This is a genomic window from Gramella sp. AN32 (genome assembly GCF_023718305.1).
GTDB lineage: Bacteria > Bacteroidota > Bacteroidia > Flavobacteriales > Flavobacteriaceae > Christiangramia > Christiangramia antarctica.
The window spans coordinates 284,550-304,433 of the sequence record NZ_QEYO01000001.1 but is presented as its reverse complement, the minus strand read 5'-3'; the positions used below and the strand labels follow the sequence as shown (position 1 = coordinate 304,433).

18 protein-coding genes are annotated in these 19,884 nt (G+C 37.7%); 11 read left to right on the top strand and 7 right to left on the bottom strand.

Annotation, left to right across the window (positions count from 1 at the left end; all coding sequences use genetic code 11):
• Positions 1–14 precede the first annotated feature (14 nt).
• The 4 genes from lptB to DHD80_RS01470 form a co-directional block, all read right to left on the bottom strand.
• Positions 15–755: an LPS export ABC transporter ATP-binding protein gene (gene lptB / locus DHD80_RS01485; protein WP_251739105.1), complete on the bottom strand. Its 741-nt coding sequence runs from the start codon at positions 753–755 to the stop codon at positions 15–17.
• Positions 756–1,051: 296 nt separating this feature from the next.
• Entirely contained in the window at positions 1,052–1,423 is a 372-nt protein-coding gene (locus tag DHD80_RS01480; protein WP_251739104.1) for a carboxymuconolactone decarboxylase family protein, read from the bottom strand.
• Positions 1,420–2,253: a twin-arginine translocase subunit TatC gene (tatC, locus tag DHD80_RS01475; protein WP_251739103.1), complete on the bottom strand. Its 834-nt coding sequence runs from the start codon at positions 2,251–2,253 to the stop codon at positions 1,420–1,422. Before tatC ends, DHD80_RS01480 begins: the two co-directional genes overlap by 4 nt.
• On the bottom strand, positions 2,253–3,218 hold the full coding sequence (locus DHD80_RS01470) for a KpsF/GutQ family sugar-phosphate isomerase (RefSeq protein ID WP_251739102.1): 966 nt from the start codon (positions 3,216–3,218) through the stop codon (positions 2,253–2,255). The genes tatC and DHD80_RS01470 overlap by 1 nt, the downstream gene beginning before the upstream one ends.
• A gap of 83 nt (positions 3,219–3,301) precedes the next feature.
• Between DHD80_RS01470 and DHD80_RS01465 the strand changes: the two genes are divergently transcribed.
• Positions 3,302–5,497: an ATP-dependent DNA helicase RecQ gene (locus tag DHD80_RS01465; RefSeq protein ID WP_251739101.1), complete on the top strand. Its 2,196-nt coding sequence runs from the start codon at positions 3,302–3,304 to the stop codon at positions 5,495–5,497.
• On the opposite strand, the gene DHD80_RS01460 is transcribed toward DHD80_RS01465, so the two are convergent.
• Together DHD80_RS01460 and DHD80_RS01455 are read right to left on the bottom strand one after the other, a co-directional pair.
• Positions 5,498–6,268 carry a hypothetical protein gene (locus DHD80_RS01460; RefSeq protein ID WP_251739100.1) on the bottom strand — a complete coding sequence of 257 codons (771 nt, stop codon included), beginning with the start codon at positions 6,266–6,268 and terminating at the stop codon, positions 5,498–5,500.
• Between the two features lie 43 nt (positions 6,269–6,311).
• Complete coding sequence (locus DHD80_RS01455; RefSeq protein ID WP_251739099.1) at positions 6,312–7,010, bottom strand: class I SAM-dependent methyltransferase; 699 nt, start codon at positions 7,008–7,010, stop codon at positions 6,312–6,314.
• On the opposite strand from DHD80_RS01455, the gene DHD80_RS01450 reads away from it, so the two are divergent.
• Entirely contained in the window at positions 7,010–7,504 is a 495-nt protein-coding gene (locus tag DHD80_RS01450; RefSeq protein ID WP_251739098.1) for a YkgJ family cysteine cluster protein, read from the top strand. The two genes, DHD80_RS01455 and DHD80_RS01450, sit on opposite strands and share 1 nt — an antisense overlap.
• A 502-nt stretch (positions 7,505–8,006) precedes the next feature.
• Here DHD80_RS01450 and DHD80_RS01445 read toward each other — a convergent pair.
• On the bottom strand, positions 8,007–9,242 hold the full coding sequence (locus DHD80_RS01445) for a DUF1343 domain-containing protein (RefSeq protein ID WP_251739097.1): 1,236 nt from the start codon (positions 9,240–9,242) through the stop codon (positions 8,007–8,009).
• Positions 9,243–9,248: 6 nt separating this feature from the next.
• Between DHD80_RS01445 and DHD80_RS01440 the strand changes: the two genes are divergently transcribed.
• The 9 genes from DHD80_RS01440 (at position 9,249) to DHD80_RS01400 (ending at position 19,875) form a co-directional block, all read left to right on the top strand.
• Complete coding sequence (locus DHD80_RS01440) at positions 9,249–10,481, top strand: FtsX-like permease family protein (protein ID WP_251739096.1); 1,233 nt, start codon at positions 9,249–9,251, stop codon at positions 10,479–10,481.
• 148 nt (positions 10,482–10,629) lie between these two features.
• Complete coding sequence (locus DHD80_RS01435) at positions 10,630–11,610, top strand: cysteine synthase family protein (RefSeq protein WP_251739095.1); 981 nt, start codon at positions 10,630–10,632, stop codon at positions 11,608–11,610.
• A 291-nt stretch (positions 11,611–11,901) separates the two neighbouring features.
• Entirely contained in the window at positions 11,902–13,032 is a 1,131-nt protein-coding gene (locus tag DHD80_RS01430; RefSeq protein ID WP_251739094.1) for an FIST N-terminal domain-containing protein, read from the top strand.
• Positions 13,029–14,804: an ATP-binding protein gene (locus DHD80_RS01425; protein ID WP_251739093.1), complete on the top strand. Its 1,776-nt coding sequence runs from the start codon at positions 13,029–13,031 to the stop codon at positions 14,802–14,804. Before DHD80_RS01430 ends, DHD80_RS01425 begins: the two co-directional genes overlap by 4 nt.
• A 61-nt stretch (positions 14,805–14,865) precedes the next feature.
• Complete coding sequence (locus DHD80_RS01420) at positions 14,866–15,561, top strand: SGNH/GDSL hydrolase family protein (protein WP_251739092.1); 696 nt, start codon at positions 14,866–14,868, stop codon at positions 15,559–15,561.
• Between the two features lie 47 nt (positions 15,562–15,608).
• Entirely contained in the window at positions 15,609–16,880 is a 1,272-nt protein-coding gene (locus DHD80_RS01415) for a DUF2851 family protein (protein ID WP_251739091.1), read from the top strand.
• Between the two features lie 17 nt (positions 16,881–16,897).
• Positions 16,898–17,128 carry a PspC domain-containing protein gene (locus DHD80_RS01410; RefSeq protein ID WP_251739090.1) on the top strand — a complete coding sequence of 77 codons (231 nt, stop codon included), beginning with the start codon at positions 16,898–16,900 and terminating at the stop codon, positions 17,126–17,128.
• Entirely contained in the window at positions 17,128–18,138 is a 1,011-nt protein-coding gene (locus DHD80_RS01405) for an NAD-binding protein (protein ID WP_347709944.1), read from the top strand. The genes DHD80_RS01410 and DHD80_RS01405 overlap by 1 nt, the downstream gene beginning before the upstream one ends.
• Before the next feature lie 90 nt (positions 18,139–18,228).
• Positions 18,229–19,875: an alanine/glycine:cation symporter family protein gene (locus tag DHD80_RS01400; RefSeq protein WP_251739089.1), complete on the top strand. Its 1,647-nt coding sequence runs from the start codon at positions 18,229–18,231 to the stop codon at positions 19,873–19,875.
• Positions 19,876–19,884: the final 9 nt, after the last annotated feature.

Sequence of the window (19,884 nt, the reverse complement as noted above, 5' to 3'; positions counted from 1 at the left end):
ATATATTCAGTGATTTAATTAAACAGCTTTTTCTTTCTTAATTCGAAATTTTGACCCAGATATACCTTACGCACCATTTCGTCTTCGGCGAGTTCTTCCGGAATTCCGTGTTTTAAGATACTTCCTTCGAACATAAGATAAGTGCGGTCTGTAATGGCAAGGGTTTCCTGAACATTATGATCGGTAATAAGGATGCCGATATTTTTATCTTTTAATTGAGCTACAATCCGCTGAATATCTTCAACCGCCACCGGGTCCACCCCGGCAAATGGTTCATCTAAAAGAATGAATTTTGGATCGGTCGCCAAGGCTCTGGCAATTTCTGTCCTTCTGCGTTCCCCGCCACTTAAAAGGTCTCCGCGACTTTTCCTGATATGCTCCAAACCAAATTCGTGTATGAGCGATTCCATTTTGGCAACGCGTTCCGTTTTGTTCATATCGGTAAGCTCGAGAACGCTCATAATATTATCCTCGATGCTCAATTTTCTAAAAACGGAAGCTTCCTGGGCAAGATATCCAATACCGTTCTGAGCACGTTTGTACATGGGAAATTTGGTGATATCTACTTTATCGAGAATGATCTTTCCTTTATTCGGTTTTATCAAGCCTACGATCATATAGAAAGAGGTAGTTTTTCCGGCACCATTCGGTCCAAGCAATCCCACGATCTCCCCCTGGTTTACTTCAACTGAAATGCCTTTTACCACATCTCTTCCCTTATATGTCTTAACTAAATTTTCGGCTCGTAATTTCATTCTTTAATGTATCAATGTACCTATGTATCGATTTGGAAATTAGTTAATTTGGAAATTTGAAAATGTTCCTAAAAATTCAAAATTTCGGTCTCCAGCATCCAGCTTCCAGCTTCCACATTTCGACTACGCTCAATGTGACAAATTTCTACTTTCTAATTTTCGCTTTTTTCCAGCATCCAGCTTCCAGCCTCCACATTTCGACTGCGCTCAAGGTGACAAAAGCTCCACTTTTTTCCAGCATCCAGCATCCACCTTCCACATTTCGACTTCGCTCAAGGTGACAAAAATTTCACTTTTCACTTTTCACTTTCCTCCTTTAACTTATCAGCTTCTTCCAGGGCTTCCCAGTATTCAAAGGCACGTCTTAAATGTGGAATTACTATAGTTCCTCCAATGAGTGTACCAATACTCAGCGTTTCCATAACTTCTTCTTTGGAAATCCCTTCATTATAACTGGACTCCAAATGATATTTCACACAATCGTCGCAACGTAGAACCGTAGAAGCCACAAGGCCAAGCAGTTCTTTTGTTTTTTTATCCAAAACGCCTTCAGAAAAGGCATTTGTATCAAGATTAAAGATCCTTTTCAGAATTTTATTATTGTCTGAAAGAATTTTATCGTTCATCTTGGAGCGATACGAATTAAATTCGTCCACCTTATTTATCATAGTTTATTTTTTTTTAATTCTCTTTTATAGATCACCTTAGAAATTACGATACTTACTTCATATAAGATCAATACCGGGATGGCTACAATAATCTGGCTCACAATATCTGGAGGTGTAATTACTGCGGAAAGAACCAGAACGATCACCAAAGCATATTTACGGTAGGTCCTTAAGAATTGCGGGGTTACCACTCCAACCTTGGTAAGGAAGTAAATAACTATGGGTAATTCAAATATTAATCCGCTCGCTAAAACTGAAGCTCTTACCAGACTAATATAACTATCTAAATCAAAATCGTTAAAGACCGTTTCACTTACCTGATATTTTCCGAGGAAATTGATGGAAAGTGGCGTAACCACATAATAGCCAAAAAGGACTCCCGTAAAAAATAAAACGGACGTGATAAAAATAAAGCCTTTTGCATATTTTCTTTCCGTTTCATGCATGGCAGGCGCCACGAATTTCCAGAATTCATAAATCACATAGGGAAAGGCAATAATAAATCCTGCGGTGATCGATGTCCAAACATGTGCAGAAAACTGGCCTCCCATGGTCCTACTTTGGATCCTAAAAGGCATTTCAGGATCACAAAAACCACCATCGATCCCAAAAATGCCAGATAGGTGGCATAAAACTTTATACGAAATGAAATCACTGTGGGACGGGCCAAATAAAAGCACATCAAAAATGAAACTTTTTAATACAAAAGCTACTACGCCTGCAACAACAACTGCCAAAGTTGCCCGTATTAAGTGCCATCTAAGTTCTTCAAGATGATCTAAAAATGACATTTCCTGACCTTCCTCAGGTTGTTGGCCAATTCTTTCCATTATAAAATTCCTTCTCTAATTAAATTATGCAGGTGAACAACACCTGTATATTTTCCGTTCTCCACAGCCAATAACTGGGAAATTTTATTCTTTTCCAATATTTCCAGAGCATCTGCCGCCAATTCATCCTGCTCAATGGTTCTTGGGTTCCCGCTCATAATATCACTGGCCTTAAGGCCTTTGATCTCCTCATGATCCTTAAGCATCCTCCTAATATCGCCATCAGTAATGATACCTACGATTTTTTCACCATCAAGGACTGCCGTAACCCCAAGCATTTTTTCGGAAATTTCAATGATCGTGTTGGCAATGTTGGTTTCTGGGGTAACTCTTGGAACCATGTTTTGCGAAGTGATGTCACTCACCCGCATATATAATTTTTTCCCCAGCGAGCCCCCCGGATGGTATTTTGCAAAATCTTTTCTTGTAAATCCTTTTAAATTTAATAAACATATGGCAAGCGCATCGCCAATAACCATTTGAGCGGTTGTACTTGTGGTTGGCGCCAGATTGTTCGGGCAGGCTTCATCTTCAACATAAACATTCAGGACAAAATCGGCTTCCCGGCCTAGAAACGATTCTTTATCGCCGGTTAATCCAATTAGCGGATTATTAAAATTTTTAATCAAAGGTACCAGCACTTTAATTTCGGGACTATTTCCACTTTTTGAAATACAAATTACTACATCATCATTCTGAATAATCCCTAAATCACCATGAATAGCATCTGCCGCGTGCATAAAAATAGCAGGAGTTCCTGTGGAATTTAAAGTAGCAACAATTTTAGTAGCGATAATGGCACTTTTCCCAATGCCGGTAACCACAACCCGACCCTTGGAATGATAAATTTTCTCTACTGCTAAAGAAAACTCCTCATCTATCAAATTCTCAAGGTTGGCAATCGCTTTGGCTTCGTGGGAAATGGTTTCTTTTGCGGAAGAAATGATTTGCTCGCTAAGTTTCAAATTAGATTAAATTATGAATTGCAGGTACTAAAAAATACGTATATTAGGTAATACAAATGTATATAAAATTGTAACACTATTTAATGGGTTTGACTGAAATTGATTTACACAAAGAACTTAAGAAATACTTTGGATTTAGTCAGTTTAAAGGGCTTCAGGAAAAGGTCATTACCAGCATAGTAAATAATCATGATACTTTTGTGGTAATGCCAACCGGGGGCGGTAAATCTTTATGCTACCAACTTCCAGCCCTTATAAAGGGTGGGACCGCCATCGTTGTTTCCCCCCTTATCGCTTTAATGAAAAATCAGGTAGATGCCATTCGTAGTATTTCTTCGGAATATGGTATTGCGCACGTTTTAAATTCTTCGCTGAATAAAACTGAAGTTAAACAGGTTAAAGACGATATCAGTCGAGGGATTACCAAGCTTTTATATGTTGCTCCTGAATCGCTTACCAAAGAAGATTATGTTGATTTTCTAAATCAGCAGGAAATCTCTTTTCTCGCCGTAGATGAAGCGCATTGTATTAGCGAATGGGGCCATGATTTTAGACCTGAATATCGAAATCTTCGGAGTATTTTAAAAAGAATTGGGGATAATATCCCGGTAATTGGGTTGACTGCCACGGCGACTCCCAAAGTACAGGAAGATATTCTGAAAAATCTGGGGATAACCGATGCCAATACCTTTAAAGCCAGCTTCAACCGTCCAAATTTATATTACGAGGTACGACCAAAAACCAAAAATATCGATGCTGATATAATTCGTTTTGTAAAACAGAATGAAGGCAAATCAGGGATTATCTATTGTCTTAGCCGCAAAAAAGTTGAAGAGATTGCGCAAACCCTTCAGGTGAACGGCATTAAGGCAGTGCCTTATCATGCGGGACTGGATGCAAAAACCCGCTCCAAGCATCAGGATATGTTTTTGATGGAAGATATCGATGTGGTGGTGGCAACCATTGCTTTTGGAATGGGGATCGATAAACCGGATGTTCGTTTTGTGATCCATCACGATATCCCCAAAAGTATTGAAAGCTATTATCAAGAGACAGGGAGAGCAGGACGAGATGGGGGGGAAGGTCATTGTCTGGCCTTTTATGCGTATAAAGACATTGAAAAACTGGAAAAATTTATGAGTGGTAAGCCTGTTGCAGAACAGGAAATTGGTCATGCGTTGCTTCAGGAAGTGGTCGCTTTTGCTGAAACTTCAATCTCCAGAAGAAAATTTATTTTGCATTATTTCGGGGAGGAATTCGATGAGAAGACTGGGGATGGCGGAGATATGGACGATAATGTTCGTCATCCCAAAAAGAAATATGAGGCACAGAAAGATCTCGAGCTATTGTTAAATACGATTTCAGAAATTAAGGAACTTTATAAATCCAAGGAGGTGGTGAAAACCCTAATCGGAAAAACAAACGCCCTTATCCTTTCCCATAAAACAGATGAGCATCCTTTATTCGGAAAAGGCGCTTATAAGGAAGGAAGTTATTGGATGGCGATGATACGACAGGCTTTAGTTGCCGGATATCTCAAAAAAGATATTGAAACTTATGGAGTGGTAAAACTTACAGATAAAGGAAGGGATTTTATTAAAAAACCTGTTTCTTTTATGATGACGGAAGATCATGCTTATACTGAAACCGATGATGAAATTGCGGTTGCCGGGCAGTCAGGAGCATCTGTTGATGAGGTGCTGGTAAAAATGCTGAAGGATCTTAGGAAAAAAGTTGCCAAAAAGAAAGATTTACCCCCGTTTGTGATCTTTCAGGATCCATCTTTAGAAGATATGGCGCTTAAATATCCAATTTCAATAGAAGAATTGGGCAATATTCATGGAGTTGGTGAAGGGAAAGCAAAAAAATATGGAAGTGAATTTGTGGGCTTAATTGCTCAATATGTTGAAGATAATGATATTTCCCGTCCAGATGACTTTGTAGTAAAATCTACGGGCGCAAATAGTTCCCTAAAACTTTATATTATTCAGAACGTTGATCGAAAATTGCCTTTGACAGATATTGCTTCAGCAAAAGGGATGCAAATGCCTGAATTTATTAAAGAAATGGAAGCGATCGTTTATAGCGGTACAAAATTAAATATAGATTACTGGGTAGATGATATTTTAGATGAGGAACAACAGGAAGAGATTCACGACTATTTTCTAGATGCCCAAACCGATAAGATTGATGAAGCGATGGATGAATTTGATGGTGAATATGAAGATGAAGAACTTCGGTTATACCGTATAAAATTCATTAGCGAGGTGGCGAATTAATTATTTCCCGCCAATTGACTGTAAATCTTCAATACATTTCCCCTGAAGTTCCGGGACCACCTGTCCCACTTCATTAAGAAAGTTAAACCCAAATTCCAGCGACGCCCTCATTAAACAATTACCTGTAGAACAGTGCCCATCATTATCAGGGTCTTCGTGATTTTGAACCATAGGGGTGCCCAAATTAACGAGACCAAATAAATGGCCAAATTCATGATTTAACGTGGCAGTTTCGATAATATACTTTGGAGGGGCTCCGGGACGATTGGCAAAAGCCTGGATCGTTTTTTCATAAATGACCATGGAGGTGTTTCTAAAACTGGATCCCAAAACAAATTTCTCCGCCGTGTCATCTTCATTGCTGCCATCAGCAAAATAAATATAAAGGGCAATTTCATCTCCAGCATTGTAAGCGGTCCTTTCAGCTTTTTCAATAGCTGCAATTTCAGAAATTTCAAAGGGTGCTTTGCCAGAGGAGCCGACACTTCTTACCATAATATTTATTCCGTCTGGTTTATATATTCTGGACTCCAAGAAATCTTTGAAGGCCGCAATTGTTCTATCCTGGGGTTTTGAACCTTCCACATACACGATCTCTATATTCATGGAGGTATACTTAGCATCGCTTACAAGATCTGCGGCAGATTTACCAGTAGTAAGTAAGTTCGCAGTACGATCTATAGTATCAGGTCCATTAGGATCCTCTTTTGTACAGGAGGTAATGAAAATTAAAAAACTTAAAAAGTAAAGGAGTTTTTTTACGGAATTCATTTCAATTTTTAAAATTTGGTTCAAAAATAGAAAATTTTTGTGCTTATAAGGCTTTCAAAACACATAAGAAATCAAAATGCGGTCCATCTTTAACGATTTCACAAGAGAATTTATTCTCTGCGGCAAGTTCTTTCAGTAAAACCTGATCGATAAAAAGCCACTCAAACCAATCGGTGCTTTCGTCTTTATAACGCATCCTGTACTGCATTTCTCCATAATAATTTTCAGAAAAATCTTCAGGATCTTCAAAGAGGAATTTCAAATCTGAAGAGTCCATTATTACCTGTCCGTTTTCGCTTAAAAGATTTCTGCATTGATTAAAAAATTTGGGAATGTTTTCAAGATTACCAATAATCCCGCTTCCGTTCATCAAAAATAATAAGGTGTCGAATTGATCGTTTTTAAGCTCGAAGAAATCGGCTACTACGGCATTTACTCCCCGTTCTTTTGAAATTTCTATTGCACCCGGGGAGGTATCTATGGCAAAAACAGGTAATTTTTTTTCGGTTTGAAGGTAGAGACTGTGGGTCCCGCTTCCGCAGCCAACATCTAGCGTCTTTCCCTTACAAAGTTTTAATGCAGTTTGCTCAATGATGGGCATTTCTTTAAAACTTCGGAATAAATAATCCACGGGAATTTCGTCATCGTCAAAATCTGGCGATAAAACTGTGATAGGTGTGCGATCCTGATGATGGAAATAGTTTTTGATGGCGTTGCCAATTATATCTTTATTTTTGCCCAATGGAAGATTTTCTAGAAAGTTTACCGGAAAAGGCCAAAGATAAGAAGAATGAGAATAAGAAATTCTTCAGCAAATTAAAGAAGCGGCCGCCTAAAAACCTGGATAAACTGATGGTGGAACTGCATGAAGAGGAATTTTCCAGGACCAATTGCCTTACCTGTGCAAATTGCTGTAAAACCACCGGGCCTCTCTTTACCCAAAAGGATATAGAAAGGATAAGTAAACATTTTCGTATGAAGCCCGGCCAGTTTATTGACACCTATCTTCGGCTCGATGAAGAAAACGATTATGTGTTACAAAGTGTTCCCTGTACTTTTTTAGGAGCCGATAATTATTGTTCTATTTACGAAGTGCGGCCTAAAGCCTGCCGGGAATATCCTCATACAGACAGAAAGGATTTTCATAAAATTTCAAATATCAATATTAAAAATACTGCCATATGCCCCGCCGCATATAATATTGTGGAAGAGATGAAGAGGAGAATTAAAGTTTGAAAAGTTTCTGGTTCTGGTTTCAAATTTTAGTTATGTGATGTCTGTTTTTGCGTCTTTGTGAGACCCCTGAAAAAATTTATCTAGTGTAGGAATATGTCGTATTTTTTAGTATATCTAATGAGATGCTGAAACAAGTTCAGCATGACGGCAATTCCAAAAACCAGCATCATCACCCTGAACTCGTTTCAGGGTCTCTAATATGTAACCAAATAAAAATACGTCAATGGTAGCGAAGCGTGGTGATCTCTACTTTGAAAAGACTGCTTCGGTCATTGTATTCCCTCGCAGTGACGATCTTATGTAATGTGTCATTGCGAGCGAAGCGCAACGGAGCGAAGCAATCTCGTGATCATTACTCAAATCATAGGACAATAGGTGGGATATTTAGAATTTAGAATTTGAAATTTTTGCCAGTTCTACAGAAAATAGTAATGGAAAAGTGATTTTTTAACTACGAACTACGAACTACGAACTACGAACTACGAACTACGAACTACAAACACTAATAAAGCAGATATTTTGTTCTAACTCCCTCAAACTGTTTCAATCCTTCTTTCCAGCTATTTCTAATCTCATCTGAACTTAAACCCTGCTCAATCTGTTTTTGCAGCTGATCTGTTCCCGCAAGTTTTACAAAAAACGAATTAAAGAATTTAGAGGTATCTGAAGTATTTTGATAGGCAGAAATAAGCCAGTCTAAATTAATATGATCTAAAAAATCATTTTCTGAAAGATCCTCACCAATACATTTTTTCCCTAAGTGTTTCGGATTTTGTGCGCCCTCCATCGCCATTGGAGTATAGAAAAAATGATAGTTTTCAGCATTTAAAAATGGAGAACCATAAACCTGGAATTGTTTGGTAGTGCCTCTTCCCGCATTTACATTGGTGCCTTCAAAAAAGCACAAACTGGGATAGAGATTAATGGCCAGGTCATTGGGTAAATTTGGGGAGGGTTTTATAGGAATGGAATAAAAGGTCTGGTGATCGTAATTTTCAACTTTGATCACCTGTAAATTGGTTTGAACTCCATTTTTCAGCCATTTTTCACCGTTGATCATTTGAGCGTATTCGCCAATGGTCATTCCATGGACGATAGGAATAGGATGCATCCCCACAAAACTTTGATTTTTCAGTTCTAAAATGGGTCCGTCTATATAATGCCCGTTTGGGTTGGGCCTGTCTAAAATCAGCAGGGGAATATTATTTTCCGCGCAGGCTTCCATAATGTAGTGCAGGGTTGAGATATAGGTATAAAAACGTGCGCCTACATCCTGGATGTCGAAAATCATAAGATCGATTCCTTTTAAACTTTCCACGGAAGGTTTTTTGTTATTTCCGTAGAGGGAGATAAGAGGCAGTCCGCTTTTCGAGTCCATCCCATCATTAATTTTTTCTCCGGCATCTGCCGTTCCCCTAAATCCATGTTCCGGCGCGAAAACCTTTTTAATATCCACTTGCAGTGATTGAAGCGAATCAACCAGATGCACAAATTCACCCTGCTTATTTCGAATCACCGAAGTTTGATTTCCAACCACTCCAACGGACTTATTTTTCAGCAAAGGCAAATATTCCGAAACTCTTTCCGCACCGGTAATAATTTCAGCTTTAACACTGTCCTGAAGTTGCTCCACATGCGTTTCTTTTTTATCATTATCCAATTGCTTGCTGGTGTTTCCGCAGGAAACAATTCCTATAAGAAAGAATAAAAATGTACTTTTGAGCAATCGCTTAAACATAGGAGATTGAATTTTGAATATTTTGTTGTAAAACGCCTAATTAGCGCGAAAAAGTATAAAAGTAGCATATCTGCCCCTATTATAAAAATAGCGATTGCCGCAATTGCTATTGGGGTAATTATGATGCTGGTTTCTTTCGCGACAGGTCTTGGTTTGCAGGAAAAGATTCGCGATAAAATTTCGGCATTTAACGGGCATATCAATATTTCCAGTTACGATAATAACAGCTCCAAAGTTTCCCTGATCCCGGTTTCGATAGAACAGGATTTTTATCCTCAATTTAAAACCGTAGACGGTATCAAACACATTCAGGCAGTTGCCACCAAATTCGCGGTGATTCGAACCGATACCGATTTTGAAGGTATTATTGTAAAAGGTGTTGGTAAAGATTACGACTGGGGCTACTTTAAAGATTTTTTGATCAAAGGGAAATTGCCCGATTACAGCGATAAATTAAATGATCAAATTTTAATTTCTGAATATCTGGCCAATAGGCTTCAAATTAAAGTCGGAGAGCGGGTTCCCACCTTCTTTCTAAGGGAAGGGAGTGAAACTCCCCTGCAGCGCGGGTTTGAAGTAACCGGAATTTATGATAGCGGCTTTCAGGATTTTGATGAATTATACGTATTGGCCGATATTAGGCATTTACAGCGCATCAATAAATGGACAGATAAACAGGTTGGGAATTTTGAAGTTTTTGTAGATGATTTTGATCAATTAGATCAAAAAGGCAATGAGGTTTATGAGAACACGGGTTCTTTTTTGGATACTCAAACGATCAGTCAGAAATATTATACCATTTTTGAATGGCTTTCGTTGTTCGATTTTAATATTGCCCTCATCATTGGGATCATGATCCTGGTTTCCGGAATTAATATGATCACGGCACTGCTGGTTTTAATTCTGGAAAGAACACAAATGATAGGAATTTTAAAAGCATTGGGTTCTGATGACTGGAGTATTCGGAAAATTTTTCTTTATAACGCGGGATATCTGATCATTCTGGGGCTTTTTTGGGGAAATTTAATTGGGATAGGGCTTTTATTGCTTCAGAAATATTTTAAACTGATTCCGCTGGATCCAAGGACGTATTACGTGACTGAAGTCCCGGTATATATTAATTGGGATTATATTTTGGCGGTAAATCTGGGAACTTTACTTTTATGTATGGTCATGCTCTTAATTCCGTCTTTAATCATTTCAAAGATAACACCGGTAAAGGCGATAAAGTTTGACTAGTAAAAAAGTAGAACGTAGAAAGTGGAAATGTTCCAATGTATCAATTTAAAAATGTAAAAATACCCGAAATACTAAATACTAAATCTGAAACCAGAATTCAGATACTTCTTTAAACGAACAACAAAACATTATACATCAAACATTGAAAATGGATTACGCTGAAAATATATTGGGAACTATTGGGAATACGCCCCTGGTCAAAATGAATAAGATTGTTGAAGATATCGATGCACTGGTTTTAGCGAAATATGAAACTTTTAACCCCGGGAATTCGGTTAAGGATCGTATGGCGGTGAAAATGGTAGACGATGCTGAAGCTCAGGGCAAATTAAAACCAGGCGGAACCATTATTGAAGGAACATCGGGGAATACCGGGATGGGACTTGCTTTGGTTGCTATTGTAAGAGGCTACAAGATGGTGTGCGTGATGAGCGATAAACAAAGTAAGGAGAAAATGGACATCCTTCGGGCCGTGGGAAGTGAAGTAGTGGTTTGCCCTACCGATGTTGCTCCGGATGATCCAAGATCGTATTATTCCACTTCCAAAAGACTTGCTGAAGAAACCCCGAATTCCTGGTACGTGAATCAGTATGACAATTTATCCAATGCCAAAGCACATTATGAAAGTACCGGACCGGAGATTTGGAAACAAACCGATGGAAAAGTCACCCATTTCGTGGTGGGTGTTGGTACCGGTGGGACTATTTCCGGCGTTGGAAAATATTTAAAAGAACAAAATCCCGATATCAAGGTTTGGGGAATCGACACCTATGGTTCAGTTTTCAAAAAATATCACGAAACGGGAATTTTTGACGAAAAAGAGATTTATCCTTATGTAACTGAAGGTATTGGGGAAGATATCCTGCCAAAAAATGTGGATTTCAGTATTATTGATGGGTTTACTAAAGTGACTGATAAAGATGCGGCGATTTATACCCAAAAACTGGCCAAAGAAGAAGGTTTCTTTCTGGGAAATAGCGCGGGAGCGGCCGCAAAAGGTTTACTTCAGTTAAAGGAACATTTTACCAAAGATGATGTGGTGGTGGTTTTATTTCATGATCATGGAAGCCGTTATGTGGGTAAAATGTTTAATGACGACTGGATGCGGGAAAAAGGCTATACAGATTAAAAAATAAAAAAAATTAAGAAAATTCCTACTTTTATCGACATATCTTTGTTTGAGGTAAGGATTTACGATTTTCTTGCAACGAATTAATAATTTTTTTTAGGATATTTTTTATATCCTAGGTTCAACATAGAGTACTGGCGATTATTTGGTTGCCTGTATACCAGAACCTTCCCCTTTGTTTTTACTTCCTATTTGTGCTTGAGAAAATATCCTAATAAATAATTATAGTATATTTAGATAAAAAGCGCAATAAACAGACAAATTACATTAGTTTGTCTCAAATGTTTAAATATGAAGGTAGAACAGGTTTCCCTAAACAATGCTTCATGGAAAAAAGATTTAAAAGGGCTTAACAGAAAAGCCGGACTGTTGCTTATTTTTATGTCACCATCCTTTTTACCAAAAAAAGAATTTTTGACAAAAGTCAGGGAACAATGGCCAAATGCTATCATTACGGGCTGTTCTACCGCCGGGGAAATTTCCGATATTTATGTGAACGACCATTCGGTTTCACTAACAGTTATTGAGTTCGAAAAAACTACCTGTAAAAAAGTATCGGTCAAAATAAAAGGGATGGATTGTAGTTACCATGCTGGGAAGGAATTGGCCAGCCAATTGAAAACTGATGATCTTAGACATATATTGGTTTTGAGTGATGGTTTAAATGTGAATGGTGCAGATTTAGTTTCAGGGTTAAATTCTGAGTTAGCAGACAACGTCTGTATTTCAGGAGGTTTGGCGGCCGATGGTTCCGACTTTAAGAAGACTTTCCTCATTGACGATGGAAGTATGGAGGATAAACTTATAATAGGGGTAGGCCTTTATGGAAAGGGCCTCAAAGTGGGTTGTAGCTCTAAAGGTGGTTGGGATAGTTTTGGAATTGAACGTAAAGTTACTAAATCAAAAAAAAATGTATTGTATGAATTGGATGGAAAACCCGCTTTAGAATTATATAAATCTTTTTTGGGTGAAGAAGCCAAAAATTTGCCCAGTTCAGGATTGATGTTTCCCTTAAGCTTAAGGGAGCATGAAACCTCCCCTCCTGTGGTTAGGACTATATTGGCCGTAGATGAAGAAGACCAAAGTTTGACTTTTGCAGGGAATATACCTGAAAATTCGTATGTAAGGCTCATGAAAGCCAATATAGACAGGCTCATTTTAGGGGCGCAACATTCAGCCCACGATGTTGCTAAAACCATGGATAGTAAGAACAGTGAACTTGCGATTTTAATTAGTTGTGTGGGCCGTAGGTTGGTCTTAAAGCAACTCATTGAGGAAGAAATTGAAGTGGTGCGTGAAACTTTGGGGCCGAAACCTGTTATTACCGGATTTTACTCTTATGGGGAGATTGCCCCCTTCAAAGAATTTTCAGCCTGCGAATTACATAACCAAACTATGACCATTACTAACCTTTCAGAATGAAACCCCCCAAATTTCACCGGCTATTAAACCGTCAGCTTAAAAAAGTTGGCTTGGACGATATGGACCCTGATAAATTATCAGAGTTCTTAAACCTGGTGAACGACGCTTATCAAAGTTTCGACAAAGATATCCTGCGTGTGGAAAATATACTTGAAGAGAGTTCCAAAGAATTATTTATTGCCAATCAAAACCTTAAACAAGAAAGGGATACCACCCAAACAAAATTGAAAAATATTGTTGATAATGTTAAAGGGGTGATTTTTGAAACCGATCTGGAAGGCAATTTCACCTACTTGAATAAGGCCTGGCATAAATATGTGGGAGTGTCGGTCCAGGATACTTTGGGGAAAAATTATAAAGAATTTCTAAATGGGAAAGATCAAAAATTAAATGAAAAATTAGAGAAATACCTTCAGAAGAAGCAGAGCTACTTTAAAACTATTTTCAAATATCAAACCGAAAAAGAGAAAAGTATTTGGGTAGAATTAAAGTTTGTACTTGTTACTGATAGCACCGATTGGAAAACCGGCTATATTGGGACTATGATTGATGTAACCAATCTAAAAGAGGCCGAGATAGGCTTAAAAAAAGCCAGTGCGGCCAAAGATAATTTCCTTTCCACTATGTCCCATGAGATCAGGACCCCATTAAATGCCGTGACAGGCCTGGCCAATATTTTGCTAATGGAAGAATACCTGCCTTCACAGTTGGAAAACCTTAAAGCTTTAAAATACTCTGGGGAACATCTGCTGGGGTTGATCAATGACTTATTAGATTTCCATAAAATACAATCTGGAGAGGTTGAACTCATAGAAAATGATATTAATCTAACCCAACTTCTTAAGGACATTAAAAGCCATTTTAAACTAAAGGCCGATAAGAAAAATTTAAATTTTCAGGTTTTAGTAGAAGAAGATGTGCCTTTGAATATTAAAGGTGATAAACTTAAGCTTACCCAAATATTGAACAACCTGCTTAGCAATGCACTAAAATTTACAGAGGAGGGTAGTATTATCCTTAGGGTTTCAAAGTTGGCAATAGAAAAAAATAAAGTAAGGCTGGAATTTAAAATTACCGATACGGGTATTGGTATTTCAAAAGTAAGGCAGCGGTCCATTTTTAAAAGTTTTATCCAGGAAAATCAAAATACCTCTTTAAAATATGGAGGGACTGGACTTGGTTTGGCCATTAGCAAAAAATTGCTCAACCTACAGGGAAGTGATTTAAATGTAGAAAGCGAGCCTGGAAAAGGTGCCAGCTTTTCTTTTAAAATAAAATACAAAGTAAGTAATGAATTAGATTCTTATAATCCTGCCGCGATTAGATCAGAACCAGATTATAAACCCTTGTACCTTGATGTATTGATAGCGGAAGACAATAAAATAAACGTGTTGATCCTTACACGTTTTTTTGCCAAGTGGGAGGTTAGTTATAAAGTTGCTGGAAACGGTGAGGAGGTACTGGAAATTTATAAGGATTCTGATTTCGACCTGATTTTAATGGATATCCAAATGCCCATCCTGGATGGTTATAAAACTACCAACAGCATTAGAAATTTGCCTGATAGCAATAAAGCAGAAATTCCTATTATAGCCCTTACCGCTTTCGCCCAAACCGATATTAAAGAAAAAACGGAATCTTATAAAATGAATGGTTTTCTGGGTAAACCTTTTAACCCTTTGGAACTATACAATATATTAAAATCCTACACTACCCCAAAAACAACAAAACGAAAGCATCTTTCCAATTCAAATTTGCCAATTAAAGAATAAAATTCATTGAGAAATTTCAAATTGATTTAAAATAAACTATTTTCAATTTTAAATTATTTCCATGAAAAAAATATACCTATTAATATTTTCAATTATTATCGCGTCTTGCAGTTCTACGCAGGATACAAACACTACTCCGGAACTGGAAAATCCTAAATATTCTTACCTCGCCCTGGGGGATTCTTATACGATAGGTGAAAGTGTTCCTGAGGCAGAAAGATGGCCGGTACAGTTAACCCAGCATCTTCGTGATCGGGGTTTTGAGATGGCTGCACCCAAAATAATTGCAAAAACCGGTTGGACTACCGGAAATCTAATCTATGCCATAGATGAAGAACTAAATGTTCAAAAAGATTTTGATATTGTTTCCATTCTTATTGGCGTGAACAATCAATATCAGGGAAAACCAGTAAGTGAGTATGAAGCTGATCTTCGGAAGATTTTTAACAGGGCGGTAAACCATTCCAAAAATCTGGAAAAAGGAGTCTTTGCGGTAAGTATTCCGGATTATGGGTATACTCCTTTTGGGGAATCCAGGCAGGAAGAAATAAGTGCAGAAATTGACCAGTTTAACGAGGTTTTTCGAAGAATAGCCGGCGAATTTAATGTTGACTTCTATAATATTACCCCAATTTCGAGACAGGGCTTAGAAAATCCAGATCTGGTCGCCAGCGACAACTTACATCCCAGTGGCTTGCAATACAGATATTGGGTAGATGAAATTGTTACTGAAGTCGCTGCAAAACTTTCCAATTAGGCGCAACATTTATTTCCCAAAATATTTTCATTTGCTATCTTTAGTAGATGAAGGAGGAGTTGCTGTACCATATTTGGAAATTTAAAAAGTTTCACTGGGAAGCTGCCTTTACGGTTACAAATGAGGCCCTTCATATTATCCATCCGGGGTCCCAAAATTCACTTGCCGGCCCAGATTTCTTTAATGCCAAAATCAAAATTGGCGGGCAGCTTTGGGCCGGAAATGTTGAAATACATTCAAAAGCATCCCACTGGTATGCGCATCACCATGAAATAGATCAACAATACGATAATGTAATTTTGCATGTGGTTTGGGAAATGGATGCTGAAATCTTCCGGAAAGATCAATCTGTTATTCCAACTTTAGTTTTAAAACCTTTGGTGAACCCTGAATTACTGGAGAACTATAAGGAACTTTTAAAAAGGAAACATTCAAAAATTAATTGTGAGAAGGATTTTGGAAGCTTTTCAGGTTTTCAAATTTCGCACTGGTTAGAACGTTTATATTTTGAAAGGCTGGAGCTTAAATTTTCAGAAATCCAGTTAATGCTGGATGAGCATTCAAATCATTGGGAACAGGTTTTTTTTATTCAGCTTTTTAAATCTTTCGGCTTAAATCATAATGGATTATTTTTTGCTGAAGTTGCCAAAGCGATTGGGGTTAAAACAGTTCAGAAGCTGGCCGGCGACCAATTTGCTATGGAAGCACTTTTCCTGGGGATGGCTAATTTAATTACTGGTGAAGACCAATATGCCCAGGATCTCAAAAAAGAATTTCAGTATTTAAAATCAAAATTCAGCCTTAAAGAAGTGAGTCTGGTTAAAGCTCAATTTTTCAGGTTAAGACCCGATAATTTCCCAACGATTCGTTTAGTGCAGCTTGCAGCAATCTTTGCTAAAAATTCTGGTTTATTCAGGAAAATTATGGAAGCTGAAAGCATTTTGGCAATCTATAAAATTTTGGATATTGAAGTTTGCGCATACTGGAAAGAGCACTATAATTTCGGAAAAAATCATCCTCCAAAAAAGAAAAAACTCTCTAAAAAGTTCATGGATCTTATTATTATAAACGGTATAGTTCCTATTCGCTATGCATACTCTAAATCATTTGATAAGCATATAGACCTGTCTCAAAATTTATTAGAAAAGTTACCTTCAGAAAAAAATGCTATTATTGATCTTTTTGAGGGTTTACGTCCAAATACCTCCCAAAATGCAATGAATTCTCAGGCCCTTATCCATTTAAAAAGGAATTACTGTGACCGCAATAATTGCTTGCATTGTGAATTGGGGGCATCTTTATTAAGAAAATCCTTTTAAAAAATTAAATTTGGAACATGAGAGAGTGGATTCAGGGTTTTAGATATTTTTTGGAGAAACATGGCTTCTATGTTTCCTCAAGACTTGCAGACAAGCTTGGAATGAGGGCTAAAAATGTTCGATTATTCTTTATTTATGCTTCATTTTTCACCATGGGTGCAGGATTTGTAATTTACCTCACCCTGGCTTTTTGGCTAAAGTTGAAAGACCTTGTGTATACCAAACGGACTTCGGTTTTTGATCTTTAATGATGCAAAGATTCATTCATTCCAAAATAAAGCTCGCCCTCGGTTTACTTTTTATGCTGGTAATTGGCGGGATTCTGGGTTATAAGATTATTTCAGAATATTCCTGGATCGATGCCATCTACATGACCGTGATCACGATCACCACGGTTGGTTTTGGAGAAATAAACCCGCCTACGCCAACTGAAAAGGTCTTTACTACCATTCTTATAATTTCGAGTATCATTATAGTTTCCTATGCACTTTCAGTAATTACAGAATATATCGTAAGTCGCACCTCTATCAAGGATTTAAAAAATAAACGTATGCAGCAGAAAATTGATGATTTAAAAGATCATGTGATCGTTTGTGGTTATGGCAGAAATGGTCGTGAAGCCGTGGATAAACTGAAGAGTTACAAACAGGATTTTATGATCATTGAAATAAACCAGGATATTATTGATGCCGATGAGCACGGATTCCTTTTTATCTCCGGAAATGCGAATGAAGATGAAATCCTGCTCAAGGCCGGGATCGAAAAGGCAAAAACACTAATTTGTGCCATGCCCGAAGATGCAGATAATCTCTTTACCGTCCTTTCCGCAAGACAATTAAATAAGGAACTTATCATAATAAGCAGAGCTTCCGAAGAAACTTCGGTTAAAAAGCTAAAACTGGCGGGAGCAGATAATGTAGTGCTTCCCGATAAAATAGGCGGAAGCCATATGGCTTCACTGGTGGTGGTCCCAGATCTGGTAGAATTCCTGGATAATCTTGCCGTATCAGGAAGAAAGGATAGTATCAATGTGGAGCAAATTCCCTTTGAGAAGGTATGTTCAGACGGAATTGAAAAAACTATCGCTGAGACCGATATTCGTAAAAAAACCGGCTGTTCTATTATAGGGTATAAAGGACCTGAAGGTGAATATATTGTTAATCCTGAAGCCAATACAAAGTTGATCAAAGGTTCAAAAATTATTGTAATTGGAAGGCCAGATCAAATTACAGTTCTAAAAACTGAATTTGGAATTTAAGAAATTGTTAAGGTTTGGCATAAAGTTTTTTGAAAACCTTAAGTTTTTTTGCATCTTGCCGCATCATTATATCAAAACATAAAAAAATACATGTTTAAAACATTTTCCAAGCGAAATTTATTTTCAATTTTAGGGGTATTATTTCCTTTGTTCAGTTTTGCTCAGGCAGAAGAATCATTAAGTCTCTCAGATAAAATTGATCAAAGCTTTTCAAATTACACCAGCTGGTTTGTAGATCTTATTTTTTATGAAATTCCTTTTAGTGAAGCTTTTCAAATCCCCTGGGTATTAATTGTTTTGATAGGAGGTGCACTATACTTCACTTTCTACTTTAAATTTATAAATTTTACTGGCTTTTTAACTGCAATAAAAGTTGTTCAGGGTAAATATGAAGATATTGAAAAACATGGTGCGGATACGCTGTATGCAGATCCAACTCCGAACACAGATGAGAATATCTTTGAAACCATGCGTGATGATAGCGCAGATGGGGAAGTTTCCCACTTTCAGGCCTTAACCGCAGCACTTTCTGCGACTGTAGGATTGGGTAATATTGCCGGTGTTGCCGTTGCTTTATCTATCGGTGGACCGGGTGCAACATTCTGGATGATTGTGGCAGGACTTCTGGGGATGGCTTCAAAATTTGCGGAATGTACTTTAGGTGTAAAATATAGAGATGTGGGTCCAGATGGAACGGTTTACGGTGGCCCAATGTATTATTTGAAAAAAGGCCTTGCTGAAAAAAACATGGCGGGACTGGGAAAAGTTTTAGCAGTGATTTTTGCGATTTTTGTAATTGGAGGTTCTTTTGGTGGAGGAAATATGTTTCAGGCCAATCAGGCAGCAGCGCAGTTTACACAACTTTTTGATATTAGTGGTGGAAATGCCGGTTTCTTTTTTGGTATTGGAATGGCTGCTTTTGTAGCTGTGGTTATTATTGGTGGAATAAAAAGGATCGCTTCTGTGACTGAAAAAATTGTTCCTTTTATGGCGGGTATTTACGTGCTGGCAGCACTTATAATTCTTGGAGCAAATTATCATCATATTGGTGATGCTTTTAGATTGATCTATGAAGGTGCATTTTCAGGTCTGGGTATTGCCGGTGGCCTCGTAGGGGTAATGATCCAGGGGATAAGAAGGGGGGCTTTCTCCAACGAAGCCGGTGTTGGTTCTGCCGCGATTGCCCACTCTGCGGTAAGGACAAAATATCCTGCAAGTGAAGGAATTGTTGCTTTATTAGAGCCATTTGTAGATACTGTAGTGATTTGTACCATGACCGCATTGGTAATTATTATCACCAATTTTGAAAACGGATTTATGGAATATGGAAATGAAATAACTGAAGGAGTAGAACTAACTGCTACTGCTTTTGATACTGTAATTCCCCATTTCTCAATTGTTTTGACAATTGCTGTGATCCTTTTTGCCTTTTCAACCATGATTTCCTGGTCTTATTATGGAATGCAGGGATGGAAATACCTTTTTGGTAAAGGAAAAATGATCGATTTAGTTTATAAAATATTGTTCTTATTATTTGTAGTAGTAGGTGCGTCTATCAGTTTAGGATCTGTGATCGACTTCTCTGATGCGATGATCTTTGCTATGGTAGTTCCTAACATTATTGGGGTTTTATTGTTAACTCCGGTAATCAAGAAAGAACTCACTAAATACATGAAAGCAATTAATAAAAAGAAAGATGCACTTGATGAAGGTGCGACAGATTATAATAATTTGTAATATTTAAAC

Excerpts from the sequence above, each read along its gene's own strand:
- lptB (WP_251739105.1), bottom strand. The coding sequence starts at position 755 with ATGAAATTACGAGCCGAAAATTTAGTTAAGACATATAAGGGAAGAGAT.
- DHD80_RS01480 (WP_251739104.1), bottom strand. The coding sequence starts at position 1,423 with ATGATAAATAAGGTGGACGAATTTAATTCGTATCGCTCCAAGATGAAC.
- tatC (WP_251739103.1), bottom strand. The coding sequence starts at position 2,253 with ATGGAAAGAATTGGCCAACAACCTGAGGAAGGTCAGGAAATGTCATTT.
- DHD80_RS01465 (WP_251739101.1), top strand. The coding sequence starts at position 3,302 with ATGGGTTTGACTGAAATTGATTTACACAAAGAACTTAAGAAATACTTT.
- DHD80_RS01460 (WP_251739100.1), bottom strand. The coding sequence starts at position 6,268 with ATGAATTCCGTAAAAAAACTCCTTTACTTTTTAAGTTTTTTAATTTTC.
- DHD80_RS01450 (WP_251739098.1), top strand. The coding sequence starts at position 7,010 with ATGGAAGATTTTCTAGAAAGTTTACCGGAAAAGGCCAAAGATAAGAAG.
- DHD80_RS01445 (WP_251739097.1), bottom strand. The coding sequence starts at position 9,242 with ATGTTTAAGCGATTGCTCAAAAGTACATTTTTATTCTTTCTTATAGGA.
- DHD80_RS01435 (WP_251739095.1), top strand. The coding sequence starts at position 10,630 with ATGGATTACGCTGAAAATATATTGGGAACTATTGGGAATACGCCCCTG.
- DHD80_RS01430 (WP_251739094.1), top strand. The coding sequence starts at position 11,902 with ATGAAGGTAGAACAGGTTTCCCTAAACAATGCTTCATGGAAAAAAGAT.
- DHD80_RS01425 (WP_251739093.1), top strand. The coding sequence starts at position 13,029 with ATGAAACCCCCCAAATTTCACCGGCTATTAAACCGTCAGCTTAAAAAA.
- DHD80_RS01420 (WP_251739092.1), top strand. The coding sequence starts at position 14,866 with ATGAAAAAAATATACCTATTAATATTTTCAATTATTATCGCGTCTTGC.
- DHD80_RS01415 (WP_251739091.1), top strand. The coding sequence starts at position 15,609 with ATGAAGGAGGAGTTGCTGTACCATATTTGGAAATTTAAAAAGTTTCAC.
- DHD80_RS01410 (WP_251739090.1), top strand. The coding sequence starts at position 16,898 with ATGAGAGAGTGGATTCAGGGTTTTAGATATTTTTTGGAGAAACATGGC.
- DHD80_RS01405 (WP_347709944.1), top strand. The coding sequence starts at position 17,128 with ATGATGCAAAGATTCATTCATTCCAAAATAAAGCTCGCCCTCGGTTTA.
- DHD80_RS01400 (WP_251739089.1), top strand. The coding sequence starts at position 18,229 with ATGTTTAAAACATTTTCCAAGCGAAATTTATTTTCAATTTTAGGGGTA.